The organism is Halosimplex yunnanense, from assembly GCF_054504345.1.
Genome location: NZ_JBTJEL010000036.1, coordinates 196,610 through 211,642, shown reverse-complemented (window position 1 = coordinate 211,642; position 15,033 = coordinate 196,610). Strand labels below are relative to the sequence as shown.

General features: G+C 66.3%; 12 protein-coding genes. 5 read left to right on the top strand and 7 right to left on the bottom strand.

What is annotated here, in order from left to right; translation table 11 throughout:
- The first annotated feature begins 182 nt into the window (after positions 1-182).
- The 4 genes from AB2U09_RS17210 to AB2U09_RS17195 all read left to right on the top strand — a co-directional run bounded on the left by AB2U09_RS17210 (position 183) and on the right by AB2U09_RS17195 (position 4,553).
- Positions 183-1,280 (top strand): glucose 1-dehydrogenase, encoded by a 1,098-nt coding sequence (locus AB2U09_RS17210; protein WP_459193962.1) that lies wholly within the window; start codon positions 183-185, stop codon positions 1,278-1,280.
- A gap of 155 nt (positions 1,281-1,435) precedes the next feature.
- On the top strand, positions 1,436-2,494 hold the full coding sequence (gene trmB / locus AB2U09_RS17205) for an HTH-type sugar sensing transcriptional regulator TrmB (protein ID WP_459193961.1): 1,059 nt from the start codon (positions 1,436-1,438) through the stop codon (positions 2,492-2,494).
- A gap of 350 nt (positions 2,495-2,844) precedes the next feature.
- Positions 2,845-3,627: a helix-turn-helix transcriptional regulator gene (locus tag AB2U09_RS17200; protein WP_459193960.1), complete on the top strand. Its 783-nt coding sequence runs from the start codon at positions 2,845-2,847 to the stop codon at positions 3,625-3,627.
- Between the two features lie 86 nt (positions 3,628-3,713).
- Positions 3,714-4,553 (top strand): dolichyl-phosphate hexose transferase, encoded by an 840-nt coding sequence (locus tag AB2U09_RS17195; protein WP_510172082.1) that lies wholly within the window; start codon positions 3,714-3,716, stop codon positions 4,551-4,553.
- An 8-nt stretch (positions 4,554-4,561) separates the two neighbouring features.
- On the opposite strand, the gene AB2U09_RS17190 is transcribed toward AB2U09_RS17195, so the two are convergent.
- Together AB2U09_RS17190 and AB2U09_RS17185 are read right to left on the bottom strand one after the other, a co-directional pair.
- Positions 4,562-5,224: a gluconate 2-dehydrogenase subunit 3 family protein gene (locus tag AB2U09_RS17190; RefSeq protein ID WP_459193959.1), complete on the bottom strand. Its 663-nt coding sequence runs from the start codon at positions 5,222-5,224 to the stop codon at positions 4,562-4,564.
- On the bottom strand, positions 5,221-7,233 hold the full coding sequence (locus AB2U09_RS17185) for an ArnT family glycosyltransferase (protein ID WP_459193958.1): 2,013 nt from the start codon (positions 7,231-7,233) through the stop codon (positions 5,221-5,223). Before AB2U09_RS17185 ends, AB2U09_RS17190 begins: the two co-directional genes overlap by 4 nt.
- A 428-nt stretch (positions 7,234-7,661) precedes the next feature.
- Between AB2U09_RS17185 and AB2U09_RS17180 the strand changes: the two genes are divergently transcribed.
- Positions 7,662-8,453 carry a hypothetical protein gene (locus AB2U09_RS17180; RefSeq protein ID WP_459193957.1) on the top strand — a complete coding sequence of 264 codons (792 nt, stop codon included), beginning with the start codon at positions 7,662-7,664 and terminating at the stop codon, positions 8,451-8,453.
- A gap of 46 nt (positions 8,454-8,499) precedes the next feature.
- Here AB2U09_RS17180 and AB2U09_RS17175 read toward each other — a convergent pair whose 3' ends face one another.
- The 5 genes from AB2U09_RS17175 to AB2U09_RS17155 all read right to left on the bottom strand — a co-directional run bounded on the left by AB2U09_RS17175 (position 8,500) and on the right by AB2U09_RS17155 (position 14,745).
- A complete protein-coding gene (locus AB2U09_RS17175; RefSeq protein WP_459193956.1) occupies positions 8,500-9,354 on the bottom strand; it encodes a hypothetical protein in 855 nt (284 codons plus the stop codon).
- Positions 9,355-9,547: 193 nt separating this feature from the next.
- Positions 9,548-10,702 (bottom strand): ABC transporter ATP-binding protein, encoded by a 1,155-nt coding sequence (locus tag AB2U09_RS17170; protein ID WP_459193955.1) that lies wholly within the window; start codon positions 10,700-10,702, stop codon positions 9,548-9,550.
- Between the two features lie 20 nt (positions 10,703-10,722).
- Positions 10,723-12,333, bottom strand: coding sequence for an ABC transporter permease (locus AB2U09_RS17165; RefSeq protein WP_459193954.1), 1,611 nt, complete (start codon positions 12,331-12,333; stop codon positions 10,723-10,725).
- Positions 12,330-13,532: an extracellular solute-binding protein gene (locus tag AB2U09_RS17160; RefSeq protein WP_459193953.1), complete on the bottom strand. Its 1,203-nt coding sequence runs from the start codon at positions 13,530-13,532 to the stop codon at positions 12,330-12,332. The genes AB2U09_RS17165 and AB2U09_RS17160 overlap by 4 nt, the downstream gene beginning before the upstream one ends.
- A 52-nt stretch (positions 13,533-13,584) precedes the next feature.
- Complete coding sequence (locus AB2U09_RS17155) at positions 13,585-14,745, bottom strand: alpha-1 4-glucan-protein synthase (RefSeq protein WP_459193952.1); 1,161 nt, start codon at positions 14,743-14,745, stop codon at positions 13,585-13,587.
- Between the last annotated feature and the right edge of the window lie 288 nt (positions 14,746-15,033).

The window sequence follows — 15,033 nt, the reverse complement described above, 5'->3', positions numbered from 1 at the left end:
TTCTGACTACTGCTCGGTTCTCCGCGTTTCGCTGACTTCGCGTTCGCGACTCTCGGTTCGGCCTCCGTTTGCGATCGTCTCCAGTCCCGCTGTCCGCCATTCGTCCCCGAGATAGAAATGACCGCGCAATTGTCCGCCGAAGAAAGGCTTAACTCGGAACAGAGTACATTTTTCAAGAACTGATGAAAGCAATCGCAGTCGAGCGGGGCTCGAAGGGTCCCGCGGTCATCGAGAAGCCCAGACCGGAACCGGCCGATGGGGAGGCGCTGCTGCGGACGCTGCGCGTCGGCGTCGACGGGACCGACCACGAGGTCATCGGCGGCTCGCACGGCGGGTTCCCGGAGGACGAGGATCACATGGTGCTCGGCCACGAGGCCGTGGCAGTGGTCGAGGACGCCAACGGCACCGACCTCGACGAGGGCGACGTGGTCGTCCCGACGGTCAGGCGCCCGCCCGCCGAGGGCTCCAACGAGTACTTCGAGCGCGGCGAGCCCGACATGGCCCCCGAGGGCGAGTACGTCGAGCGCGGCATCGTCGGCGACCACGGCTACATGGCCGAGTTCTTCACCAGCCCGCCCGAGTACCTCGTCCCGTTCCCCGCCGACATGTGGGAGTACGGCTTCTTCGTCGAGCCGGTCAGCATCAGCGAGAAGGCCTTCGAGCACGCCTACGCCTCCCGATCCGCCTTCGAGTGGTCGCCCGAGTCTGCGCTCGTGCTCGGCAACCGCTCGCTCGGGCTGATCACCCTCGCGATGCTGGAGTTCGGCGTCGACAGCGACCGCTCGTTCGCCTCTCAGGACTTCGAGCGGACCTACTGTCTCGGCCGCCGCGAGCGGCCCGACCCGACGGTCGACATCATCGAAGAGATCGGGGCGACGTACGTCAACTCGAACGAGACGCCGCTGGAGGCGGTCCCGGAGGAGCACGAGGCGATGGACTTCGTCTACGAGGCGACCGGCTACGCTCCCCACGCGTTCGAGACGGTCGAGGCGCTCGCGCCCAACGGCGTTGGCGCGCTCCTCGGCATCCCCGACTCCTGGGAGTTCGAGGTCGACGGCGGCCGGATCCACAACGAACTCGTCCTGCACAACAAGGCGCTCGTCGGGACCGTCAACTCCCACGTCAAGCACTTCGAGGGCGCGATCGACACGCTCCGGGAACTCCCGGAGTGGCTGCTCGAGGATCTGGTGACCACCGTCGCGACGCCCGACGACGTCGAGCCCGCCTTCGAGTACGGCCACGACCAGATCAAGGCCATCGTCGAGTTCGACACGCTGTGAGCGGGATCGCGCCGGCGTCTTCCCGGTGACCTCGCTATTATGCGCTCTTTACTGTGAATTCGGTCACTGGGTATCGAGAGCGAGGTGGGAGTCCCGGGGGCAGGACTGTGCGAAGGGACAGACTGATTTAGTGGCTCGCGGAAGGTGCAACCGACATGGCAGGTGACGACCTCCTCGCCTCCCTCGAAGCCGTCTCGGAGCGGTTCAACTTCGGGGAGTACGAGGCGAAGGCGTACCTCACGATCCTCGAACACGGTCAGGTGACCGCCTCGGAGATCTCAAATTACACGGACATCCCGCAGCCGCGCGTCTACGACACGGTCCGGAGCCTCAGCGACATCGGGCTCGTCGAACTCCAGGAGTCCCGTCCGATGAAGGTACTGGCGCTGGACCCCGCGGAGGCGTTCGACGACCTCCAGGAGTCGCTGGACACGCTCGTCGACGACCTCGAACAGCAGTACACGGAACCGGCCCGCGGGACCGAGGCGGTGTCGCTCGTCAAGTCCCGCCCGACGATCCTCCGGTATCTCTCCGAGGTGATCGACTCCGCGAGCTACGAGCTGACGCTGTCGCTGACGCCCGAGCTACTGGAGCGCTTCGAGAGCCAGCTCCGCCGCCAGTACGACGAGGGCGTCGCCATCGAGATCCTGCTGTCGCCGGCCGCGGAGGTGCCGGCCACCGACGAGTACGACTACGAATCGCTCGCGAGCACGGTCAAGAAGCGCCGCGGCGTCACGACGCCCGTGGTCGCCGTCGCCGACGGTCGCTACTCCATCTACGCCACCCGCGAGAGCCTCAAGGGCGATACCGACCGCTACGGCGTCATCTTCGACCGCTCGGAGCTGGGCTTTCTCGTCTCGATGTTCATGAACACGGTCCTGTGGACGACGGCCGACCTCGTCACCGAGAACGGCGAGGAGCTGTCGTTCCCGCGCCGCTACGGGACCATCCGCAGGGCTATCGCCGACGTGGCGACGCTCGACGGCGACTTCTACGCGACCATCGAGGGCCGAGACGTGCTCACCGGCGAGGAGATCGTCGTCTCCGGGAAAGTCACGGAGGCGAATCTCACGCCCAGCCTCGAAGAGGCGTCGATGGTCGTCGAGACCGACGAGGGGCGCATCAACGTCGGTGGGCAGGTCGCCGCCTTCGAGGACATCGAATCGTTCGAGATCCGCATCGGCCGCGGCTCACCGCCGGAACCGGCGGACTGACGGGAACTTGCGGACGAATTCAGAACCGTCGGACTGACGACGCTGTTTCTCCGAGGTGGAATTTTCACGGACGAAGCCCGAGAAGACGTATCGAAAGGCGGTGACGGGTGATCGCCAGGTGGGCCGCTCTCCCCCCTCAAGGTCGAGTAGGCCAGCAGGGACCCTGCATCCCCATCGGACCGCATCCTGTCCTCGTTCCCGCAACGGTATAAACCTTGAACTTTTCACTCCGGTAGAATTCCACGCTGCAAAGAACGTTCCAGAAGTGCAAAGTGACTCCAACACATATGGAATCCGATAATGAGGAAACGAATCGGCGCACCACGGCTGTCGAGGGTGGGGATCAGTCCGTGACAACGGACCAGATCGTCGGGTACGTGCTGAGCTCGTCGGTTCGAACGGACGTGCTCTCGGCGGTTGTCGCCGAGCGCCGTTCGATGGAGGCACTGATCGACGACGTCGACGCCAGCGAGTCGGCGGTGTACAATGCGGTCGGCGAACTCGAACGGAAGGGGTTAGTGCGGACCGTCGACGGCGAGCGGGCGGCGACGGGGAGCGGAAAGCTCGTCGCTGACCTCCTCGAACAGCAGGAGAACCTCTGTCGGCTCCTCGAAGACGACTACTGGCGCGGACACGACATCGGCGCGCTGCCCCGCCGATTCAGGCTCCGACTGACCGAACTCGCCGACGCCGAGGTGTACCGCGCCACCGATACCGACCCCCACGCGGTCGTCAGAGAGGTCAGGGAGCGCGTCGAGCGGGCCGGCACGGACGTCCACATCGTCACGCCGATCTACCAGGCGGAATACGAGGCCGTGATGCCGGACTCGCCGGACGCGCGACTGCTCGTCGACACCACCGTCGCGATGGAGGCGCTCGACCGGATCGAATCGCCCGAAGAGGCCGAGCAGTGGAAGCAGACCCCCGTCCGTGTGCTCGACGTCCCCGTCGGCGTCGGCGTCACCGACCACGAAGCCATGCTCTCGCTGCCCACCATCGACGGCCAGTACGACTCCCGGACGGAAGTGATAGCCGAGAGCGAGCGCGCCATCGAGTGGGGGCGGGATCTCTTCGAGTACTACTGGGACCGCGCCGTCCCCAACGAGGAGTTCCTCGCCGAGCAGCTTCCCTGAACGGCGCAGGCCGCGACCGCTGGACGAAGTGACTGGATTTTGGCGAACCTAAAAACTCAAGGGAGTCGAGTAGAGAGAGGCGAGTAATGAGCCAGCTACGGCGAGACGGGTCGGAACGGTCGGGCGCGGACGAGGACGCCACGACCGGCGACGAGGGACACAACGGCGAGACGGAGTCGAGCGAGGAGGCGGCGAACGAGCGGACCGCGGCGACGACCGAATCGGCAGCAGCTGCCGGGCCCGACGAGGCGTACACGTTCGACGACCTGACCGTGGTGATGGGCACGTACAACGAGGAAGAAGCGATAGAGGCGGTACTGGAGGACGTCGAGCGCGTGACGGACGGGCGGGCAAACGTCGTCTGCGTCGACGGCTCGGACGACCGGACGCCGGATATCGCCCGCGATCACGGCGCTCGCGTCATCGAACAGGAGCCACAGGGATACGGCGTCGCCGTCCGCGAGGCCGTTCTCGCCGCCGACCGGCCGGTCGTCGTCACGACCGACTGCGACGACACGTACCCGATGGACGCGCTGCCCGAGTTCCTCGAAGCGATCAACGACGGCGCCGACGTGGTCAGCGGCGACCGCATCACTCCCGGCGCCGACGCCATGCCGACGCTCAACCGACAGGGCAACCGCGCGTTCGCCCTGCTCGCCAGCGCGCTGATGGGCCGGCGCGTCCACGACACGACCACTGGAATGCGCGCTTACCGCCGCGAGGTCGTCCAGGACATCGCGTGGACCGAGAACACCGGGCTCTCCGCGGAGCTGCTCATCCGGCCGCTCATGCGCGGCTACGACGTGCGCGAACGACCGATCGACTACGACGAGCGCAAGGGCGAGACGAAACTCGACCCCTTCGCCGGCGGCGCCGCCATCGCGAAGTCCATCGTGAAGGTCTGTCTCGAAGAGCGCCGCCGGTAGATCGACTCCTATTCTCCGCCGTTCTGACCGCGCTCGTTCGAACCGCCCTCCTTCGGTCCCCGCCGATAACTCTCCGTCCCGCCGGGGTGACCCTGCGGGTTCTCGATGCCGACCAGCTCGCCGCCGGTCGGCGACGAGTACAGCGCGAACAGCAGTTCGTTGACGACGTAGTAGCGGACGCGCTCGAGGTCGGTCCCCTCCGGGGCAGGGTCGGCCTCGCGGAGGCCCATCCGGTCGAGCGCCCCCTCGCGGTCGTCGGGATCGAGCGAGGCGAACTCGGTCTCGTACCACGCGTCGGTCCACTCGGTCAGGTAGTCGACGGCGTCGGCGACGCCCGCGGCGTGATCCGGTTGCGCGCTCGCTCTCCCGCGGACGAACGTCGCGACGAACTGTTCGACCCCGTCGACCTCGCTCGGGTAGACCGTCTCCGCGATCGCCGCGAGGACGCCGAGATGGTCCGCCTCGATAGGACCGTAAGGGGGTGAGTCGCCGTCGTTTACGTCGGCAGTTGCTTCGGTACTAGCGCCGTCGCCGTCTGTGCCAGGGTCGTCCGCGTCGCCCTCGTCTCGTGCCGCATTCAGGGCGAGCGCGCCGCCGCCAGCGATTCCGGCGGCCGCGAGGGCGGCCAGCGCGTCACGGCGCGTCAGTTCTCTGCGGTCAGTTGGAGTCATGTGTCTGGGTCGGTTGCGGTCAGGTTCGTCTCGACGGAGACGCCACCAGGCGCCGTCTCCGGGATGTAGGCCGCTTCGCCGCCGCAGGAGCGGGCGCCGCGGCAGAGTTCGATCCGCGGCGTCAACGCGCGGACCTCGCCGTCCGACGCGTCGACTGGCACGTCGAAGCGGTACGTGAAGCTCCCGCCCGGCCCGTAGTCGACGAAGGCGCTCAGTTGGACCGTCTCGCGGCCCGAAACGGCGAGTGTCTCGTCCGTCGCGCCGGCCGGTCCGGTGATCCGGGCCTTCCCCTCCGCCAGTCGGAGGCCGAACGTCGCCGTGTCGCTCGTCCGTTGCACGACGTGATAGACGCTCCCGTCGTCGGTCCCGAGCCTGAGCGTGACGCTGTCGGCGCCCGACGGGACGCCGACCGTCGCGTTCATCGCGACCCCCGATCCGGAGACGGCTTCCACGCGCTGGAGCCGCGCGGCCCGCGGCGACCCGTCGAACGGCGCCCACGGCCCCTGATACACGTACCGGTAGCGCGCCCGGTTGGGGAACGCGTCGACCGCCTCGAACGGGCGGTCGTCGAGCGCGTAGACGGCGCGCCCGTCGTATCCGGGATCGTTCCGAAGCGCCTGAAACGGGTGGTTCAGCCAGTTCCCGTAGGGGTCCGGCACTAGGATCAGCGAGTGCTCGGGCGGCCCGTCCGCGAAGGGCTCGTAGGCGGTCTCGTAGGTCTCAGTGACCGCCTCGTTGCGCTCGACGGTGCCACTCGCGTTGCCGACGGTAGCGGCGCCGACGACGGCCGTAGTGACCAGCAACACGGCCGCGAAACCGGCGCGAGCGGCCCGCGCGTCGAAGTCGGCTCTGTCCGCGAGTACGTCACGGACGACCGTGGCGAGCGCAAGGGTGCCCACCGCTGCGAAGGTCGCGGTCGGGACGAGCAGGTCGAAGTGGTAGTACGGGCCGAGGGCGGCGACGAGGCCGTCGCCGGCGCGGTCGAGGTCGCCGAGCACGTTGTAGTTCCCCCAGAAGTAGACGTTCCCCGCGGGGACCGTGAGCCCGATGCCGGCGACGGTCGCCTGTCTCGCGGTGAGTCCCCGACGGACCGCGACCGCCAGTCCGCCCGCGGCGAGGGCAGCACCGACGAGACCCCCTGCAACCCACTTGCTGAAAAACAGCCAGAGGACCCGCCCGTTCGCCTGGAGGGCGAGTGCGGGCGTGTACTCGATCCCGTGATCGAGGATGCGTCGCTCGCCGAACCCGAGGCCGTCGAGCGGGGCGAACGCCTCGTAGGGGAACACCAGCGGCGACCCCGTTACAACCGCGTTGTACCCGAGTGCGACGGCGACGCCCGCGAGGCCGAGCGCCGCCGTGGTCGCCTGCCGCGGCAGGTTCGCTCCGAAGTCCCGCCGGAGCGTCCAGAGGGCGTGGCCGACGAACGGCGTCGCGAACAGGACGGCCGTGTACGGCCGCGAGAAGAAGGCGAGTCCCACTGCCGCGCCCGCCCCGGCCGCCCACCGGAGGTCGCCGGTACGGTCGGCGCGGAGGTAGCAGTACGCGAAGCAGAGGTTCAGCAGCGTCGTCGGCGCGTACGGCAGGAACACCGACGAGTTGAGGACGAACAGCGGCGAGGCGAGGAGGAACGCGGCGGCGACAAGGCCCGTCCGCCGGTCGAAGACTTCGCGGACGACGCCGGCGACGAGCGCGAGATTCCCAGCGGTGATGGCGACGAGGGAGAGCCGGAACCCGCCCGCGAGCTTCCCGAGCGCGAACATCGCGGCGGGGACGGGCGCGTACTTGGGGTAGAGTCCGGCCTCGCTGTCGACGAAGAACCACGGGCGGAACACTCCCTCGACGGGCGGGCGCAAGTAGAGTCGGCCCTCCAGCAACATCGCGGCCTGCTGGAGGTAGACCCCCTCGTCGTGGTTCAGCGAGTGGTACGGGAAGAGGAGGGTGGCGACGAGCCACACGACGACGGCGCCCACGAGCGCCAGTATCGAAATGTTCCTCAGGTGGCGGTCCATATCAAGGCCTTCAAACGGCATCGTCGGCTTGCCCTCGGGCCTCAAAGTTTCTTACGAACGGCCCCACGACAACCTCGGATCTCTCGTGGCACTCTGCGACGCGTCACATCGTGTGTCTGAACAAAGATATAATAAGATCGGATAAATTTATCCGTAATACTGTATTATAAACACATAAATGGGATATAACAATCGTCGGGCACTCAGTTTCGGACTGTCGTCACTATCAGGGCTGGTCATCACCGCGAACGGTTTGGCATCGGGCGAGACAGTCTTCGTAGTCACAGGGATGATGCTGTTCCTGATCGCGGCTGCATTACTCGTCTATCTGATACGGGTAAACTGACTGGGGCGAGTGAAGGATGTATGAGAGACCCACGACAGTCGATGCGGAATTAGAGCGGAAAACGCGGGAGAGGCTCTACAGTATGGAGGAGCGGTTGTCGGAGCTGATAAGGGAAATCCTTGAGGGTATCGAGAGCGAACTGGTTCGGGAGCAGATCAGGACGGTCGCGTTCAACACCAGCAGCGCTCTCCCGAAACGTCAACAGCGCCCCACCGTGAAAATCGAGTTCGTGACGGAACAGCTCGCGTCTGCCCTCGGGGCGACGCGGGAGGAGATCGATCGACTTCACAAGTTCACGCTCGTCAAACAGGAGTACTACGATATCGCAGACGACCTGCTCGACGGCGATGTCGAGGGGCGGCGAGAACCGGAGGTGTATCTCACGAATGAATGCTTGCTGATAGTGCTTATCGAGCGCCTATCCGCGTTGGGGGAACAAGCCGCGGAATACTGGTCGCGTAACGCCGAGACGTTGATCGAAGCACCGTTCACCGAACTGCTCGCCGATCCTGAGTTCGAGCCATACCTCGATATCCTCGACAAACAGGCGCGTCTGTATGGCCTCGTGACCGGCCTCTCAGCCATCGTAGCGGGAGAGCCGGACAGGAAGGGCGCGTTCGAGGACCTCGGGCGGACGTACTATCGGTACGAGCAGTTATTACTGGATCTCCATCAATACGAACGGACGGATTCGGAAGTATGGAACGCATGGACGCTAACGGACGAGGAACGCGTACTGTCGTTGATCAAGGACTACGAGTGGGAGCTGCGAGACGGTCTTCGGACGCTGCCAGACGACCGGTACGAACTTCTCTTGCCGCTCGTCGCCGCCGACGTGGAGGCAATGGTCGCCAGTACAGTCGGTGAGTCCTGACCGAGAACCGGAACCGAAATTCAGTAGTTTCCTTCCGCGGACGCAGTTAGGCCCACCCCCCTCCGCCGCTGTCGCTGTTAATCTCCACGACGTCCTGCAGTCCGTCGTCGAACTTGAGGCGCCACTCGTTGTCTCGGCTGGGGCCGCCCTGGATGTTGACCTTCGACTGGACCTTGATGGAACCCTTGCCGCCTTTCTCCTCGACCTCAAAGTCGCAGTGATGGCCGCCAGAGACGATGTCCATCCCGTCTTCCCCCCACTTCGGAGACGTATTCCACTTGTAGGTGTCGGGTCCGGCACTGCCGTCGTCACCGAGACCGACCATCCCAGCAGCGACCGACGTAGCGCCTAACGCGACTCCAGCAGTGCTCGCACCCGCGATGGAAGCGGCGAGACCGAGCGCACCGGTCGCCACGCTGAATGCGTCGATGCAATCGCATCCCTCCCGTGGTTTCGGATTCATCGCGATCTCGTCGGAGTTTTTCGACGTGAATATCGAGAGTGAGTCCGGATTCTCGTTTTCGAGTCGGATCTGTTGTGATGCGATGGGGATGTCAACGTAGGCGACACTGATTTTGTCGCCGTCCCCGGTTTCGAAGTGGTCCGGAATGTCGGCGTCATCCCCCGTCCAAACGCCCGCGCCCGTGTACTCCCCAGCGATCCTGAAATCATGGTCCCCACTATCTTCCCTGACGTGTTCGACGGCCGAACTCAGGTTGACTCCCCATTGGCTGTAGTACGGATGGGTCGGATGCTTCTCGCCCCAGTTGGCTTCTTGACCCCACGGGCTGTCCGACGCTGCAACCGCTGATTCGGAGAGCAGTTGCGGGATCCCGGTCGACGCCACACCGATCCCGACCGCTCCTTTCGTGAATTTTCGCCGATCATATCTTTTCACCATTGCTACAACTTACACTCAATTGGTTGCGACTTAAACATTGTCTAGAATACATTAACATACCATATATTTTATTGTCAATTAAACACTCCTCGTCAAAGTCGTCATCAGAGGGTAGGACCGTCCGTATCGAGCCTCTATCCTTCCAAAAAACTCGAGTCGGCGTCTCAGCAGTGTTGACGGGCTCGCTCAGGGTCTATTCGGCGGGGAACCAGGCCAGCGGGTGGTCGACGCGGAGGTCGACTCTGACGCGCTGGTCGAGCGCGAGGTCGTCCGCGTGGTTGTGCTCGCAGTAGACGACGTCTCCGCCGTCAAGTTCGACCTGATAGACGAACGACGGTCCCGTGTACTGCCGGTGGACGACTTCGCCGTTGCCCGAGTCCGCGTCGGATTCTGCGTCGGCCTCGAACGACTCCTCCCCGGCCGGCGTCGCCACGAGGTCGTCCGGGCGAACCATCACGTCGATGGTCGCGCCGTCGTACTCCGGATCGAGGCCCTCGATCACGTCGGCGGGGAGCGTCCCGAGGTCCGTCTCGACCGCGCCCGAAGCGAACTCGCCCGTGACGAAGCCGGCCTGCCCGAGGAACTCCGCGACGAACCGCGACTCGGGCTGCTCGAAGACGACCTCCGGGCGCCCGACCTGCTCGACGCGGCCGTCGTTCACGACCGCGACGCGGTCGCTGATCGAGAGGGCCTCCTCCTGGTCGTGGGTGACCGAGACGGCAGTGACGCCCGTCTCCTTGATGATCCTGCGAACCTCCTCGCGCATCTCGACGCGGAGGCTCACGTCGAGGTTCGAGAACGGTTCGTCGAGCAGGAGCACGTCGGGTTCGGGCGCCAGCGAGCGTGCGAGCGCCACCCGCTGGCGCTGGCCGCCGGAGAGGTCGTCGGGGCTGTGCTCGCCGTACTCCCGGAGGCTCACGAGGTCGAGCAGTTCGGCGACCCGCTCCTCGCGCTCGTCGGCCGGCCAGTGCTCGATACCGAAGGCGACGTTCTCCGCGACGGTGAGATGCGGGAAGAGGGCGAACGACTGGAAGACCAGTCCCACGTCGCGGTCGTCCGGCGGGACGAAGGTGTCGGGGCTGGCGACCGTCTCGCCGTCGACGCGGATCGACCCCCTGTCGGGGCGGTCGAGGCCGGCCAGCAGGCGCAGCGTCGTCGTCTTCCCGCAGCCCGACGGACCGAGGAGGGTCAACAGTTCGCCCTCGTAGACGGTCAGCGAGAGGTCGTCGACCGCCCGCTCGGCGCCGAACGCGCGCGTCACGCCGTCGAGTTCGAGCACGGACTCGCCGCGCTCGTGGTCGGAACCGACGCGTTCGTTCGCCGCCGATTGGACAGTGTGTTCGATCATCGTCGGGGGTTCTTGGGGTATCAGTTGTCCTCCTGCGCCAAAAGCACAGCCATCGAGAGCCCGGAGACGACCACGAGCACGAACGCCGGGACCGCCGCCTGCCCGTACATGCCGACCTCTTCGGCTCGCCAGATGAACGTCGCCAGCGTGTCGAAGCCGAGCGGCCGGAGCAGCAGCGTCGCCGGCAACTCCTTCATCGACGTGAGGAAGACGAGCGCGGCACCCGTCACGATGCCGGGGACGATGAGCGGGAGCGTCACCGCCCGGAACGCGCCGGCACGCGACCGGCCGAGCGTCCGCGCGGCCTCGACGAGCCGCTGGTCGACCTGCATCGTCGACGTCCGGATCGAGCCGATGGCCTGGGGCATGAACCGGACGACGTAGGCGAACACGAGCAGCGGGATCGTCCGGTCGAGCGCCGGCGCCACGTCGAGGCTGAACCGCACGAGCACGATAGCGATGACGACCCCTGGCGTCGCGTACCCGACGTAGGGAATCCGGGCCGTCAGCGACGAGAGGCGGGAGTCGCCGGTGATAGACCGGAGCGCGACAGGGAGCGCGACGAGGACGGAGGCCCCCGCGGCGAGCAGCGACACGTAGACGGAGTTCCAGCCGATCGACCACGAGAACGAGAGGCGGGCGAACTCGTAGCCGGGGCCCCCGCGGACCAGCCACATCGCGAAGATGCCGATCGGGAGTACCAGCGCGACGAGGGCCACCAGCGCCGGGAGCACCAGCGCGGGGTAGCGCCACAGGCCGAGGTCGAGTTCCGCGGCGCCACGGTTGCCGCGGCTCGCGTACGCGCCCGAGTCGTCGGCACCGATCCGCGACTCGGCGGCGAGAACGACGCCGGTTACCGCGAGCAGCTGGATCGACAGCAGCGCCGCGTACCCGTGCATGCCGCCCCGATGGCGGCTGAAGATGAACTGGGTGAACACGTCGACGTTCATGAAGTTCGGCGTCCCGAAGTCCGCGAGCGTGTACAGCGCGACCAGCAGCGCGCCCGCAGCGATCCCGGGGAGGATCTGCGGGAGCGTGATCCGACGGAACGCCTCCAGGCGACCGCAGTTAAGCGTCCGCGCCGCCTCGACGAGCGACGCGTCGAGCGAGAGCAGCGACGCGCGCGTCGTGAGGAAGACGTAGGGGTAGGTGTACAGCGTCAGGATCAGCGCCGCGCCGGCGAACCCCTCGACGGTCGGGACAGCGATACCGAGCGGCGCGAGCGCGTCAGAGAGCGCTCCCCGGGGCCCGAACGCCGAGAGCGCGGCGAAGGCGCCGAGGTAACTTGGCACGGCCAGCGGGAGCGCGACGAGCACGGTCCAGAAGCGCCGGAACGGGATGGCCGCCTGCACTGTCAACACGGCCAGCGGGACGCCGATCAGGGCGGCCGCGCCGGTGACGACCGCGACGAGTGCGACGCTGCGAGCGAGGACGGCGAGCGTCTGTGAGTCGACAGCGAGCGCGAGCGCGCGCGGACCGAGGGTCGCGGCGTCGACGGCGAGCCAGCCGAGTGGAAAGACGAGGGCGACGGCGATGACCGTCGCCAGAACGCCGACAGCGACCCCGACGAGGCGGTCGGCGTCACCTGCGACGCGGTCGACCGCCGGTGCGACCCGCTCGCGGACGCTCATCCCAGAACGCCGGCGTCGCGCATGAGTTCCAGCGTCGGTTCGATGTTCGCCAGTTCCGCCAGGTCGATGTCCGGCGGACTGAGCTCGTCGACCGTCGGCAGGCCGCCGACCGGCTGGACGCCGGGAATCATCGGATAGGCGAAACTCACCGTCGCGAAGAACTCCTGGGCCTCCGCCGAGAGCAGGTGTCGGATGAAGTTGGAGACGAGGTCCTGTTTCTCGGTGCCCTTGATGGCGAGCGCGCCGGCGACGTTGACCAGCGCGCCGGCGTCGCCCTCCGTGAACGCAAGGTCGATAGGCGCGTCCGGCCGCTGGTTCTTGACGCGCATCGCGTAGTAGTGGTTCGCGAACCCGGCCGAGATCGCGCCGTCAGCGACCTGCTGGGAGACCACGTACTCGTTCCCGAAGCGCTCGATCCCGGCGTCCTGCATGTCGGTGAGCCACTGCTTGGTGGCGTCTTTCCCCTCGATGAGCCGCATCGCGGTGACGAACGACTTGAACGCGCCGTAGGTCGGCGCCCATCCCATCGAGTTCTGGAGAGCGTCCGCGCTCGGGAACTCGGTAACCGCCGACGGGACGTCGCTGGCGCTCAGTTCGTCGGTGTTGTACGGGACTGCACGGGCCCGACCCGCGACGCCGACCCACGCGTTGTCCGACCCGCGGAAGCCCGACGGGACGGGGTCGACCGCCTCTTCCGGGAGGGGGTCGTACGCATCGTTGTTAGCGACGTAGCCGAGAGAACTGGCGTCGATGGACCAGAACACGTCCGCGTTGGGCGACCCGGCGTCCACCTCGTCGACGATTCGAGAGGCCAGCGACGACGACCCCGCGTCCGAGGAGAAGACGCTGAAATCCGGGTAGATCTCCTGGAGCATCTCGACGAACTGGTAGTAGATGCCGCCCTCCCCGCCGCCGATGTAGAGATTCAGGTCCCCCGAGAGGTCGGGCAGGTCCTGGATAGACGTTCCCTCGGGCGCGGGTCGCCCGGAGGCGAGCGTCCCCGACCCGCGGAACTCCGTGAGCGAGGGGATATCGGCGCTTCCGGACTGGTTCGCGCCACCGTCTCCCCCGTTCGTGTCGCCTCCGTCGGTGTCCGTCGCCGAACCCGGTGCACCCTGACACCCCGCGACGCCGACGGCCGTCCCGGCGGCCAGAGCCTTCAGCATGCGTCGTCGCCCGTACCGCGCGTGCTCTCTCATACTTATTTAGGCTTGCCTAAATAAACAAAAACCTCCCGGTATCGTCCCGCGATCAGTCGTCGGACGCCGCCACGCCCCGCTCGGCCTGTGCGGCGTCGAGCGCGTCGAGACAGGCGAGCCAGTCGCGCATGTGTTCGCCGACGTAGTTGAGGAACTCGCCGTTCTCGTAGTCGAACTCGCCGTCTGCGAGCGCGGTCGCGATGGCATCGAAGACGCCCGCGAAGCTGTCGGCGTCGCCGCCGACGCCGTCGGCGATCTCCCAGACGTGCTCGTTGAGTTCCAGCCCGGGCACCTCGTTGTTCAGGTCGCCGAACGTCGAGCGCGGCGCCTTGTTGTGCTCGCACAGCGGCCCACCGTTGTAGATCTGCTTGCCGAGGACGTCGCAGGCGCGCTTGAGGAAGACGCCGCTCCAAATGTCGTCGAAGCGGCCGACGTCCCACGGGTTGTCGTCCATCGGCAACTGGTAGAAGGCGGGGATCACCTCCCGGCGGAAGGCGAGATTCATCGAGCACACGGTGAGGTACTCGCCCGAAGCGGCGACGAAGTCCTCGCCGTAGTCGTCGGCGGTCAGGCGGGTCTGGGCCTGTCCCTGCAGGTCACCGTCCATGAGGATACGGACGGCATCGAGGTCTGGGACGTTCGTCCACAGGCCCTGCGAGGCGACTACGTCGTCAACCTCGGCGGTACCCGTCTCGACGGTCTCGTCCATCGCGCTGTAGGGGTACCCGCGCGGGTAGAGGCCGTGGTCACCGACGTTCTGGTAGAGGACGTTCACCCAGCGCTCGTCGGAGGAGACTTCCGTGATCTCACCTTCGAACGCGAGATTCGCCATGTGGCGTCCGAAGAAGTCGTCGTCATCGTGGGGCAGCGTGTCGTCGTCGATGAAGAAGCCGTACTCGAAGTCGGCGGCCCACATGTACAGCAGGCCGAAACTCGTCTCGGCGTGGCTCGCCGCCGGGACGACGTGTTCGTACTCTGCAACGCCGTGCTCGCGGTACCACTGCTCGCGCCGCGTCCCGTCGAAGACCTCCCCCGACAGCCCCTCCTCGTCGAGCATCTCGCGCATCGCCTCGGTCTCACAGAAGTCCTCGGTGACCAGCACGACGTGCAGGCGGTCGAGGTCGAAGCCGTGCTCGCGGGCGTTGTCGGCGTAGGCCCTGACGCACTCGTACTCTCGTATCGTCGGTACGACGACGCAGATGTCCCCGGTCATCGGTCTCGTACCAGTACGTGTTTAGGTATACCTAAAGAGTCTGTCGTTGTCCGTCCCGGCGGCCGGATTCCCCGTCGAACTATATTGTTTCCCACGAGGGTACGATATGCTGTTCGCGGGCTGACTTGATATGCGCGATACAGCGCCTTACGGTTTGCAGGGAACATATTCGGAGGGGCTGTCGTCTCGGGGGAGAGAGATGACACGGACATTATGAAAATCAATCAAGGAGAACTATTAACCCGTTTCCGGGGGCCACTGTAGCATATGAGAGCGCACCGACGCGAC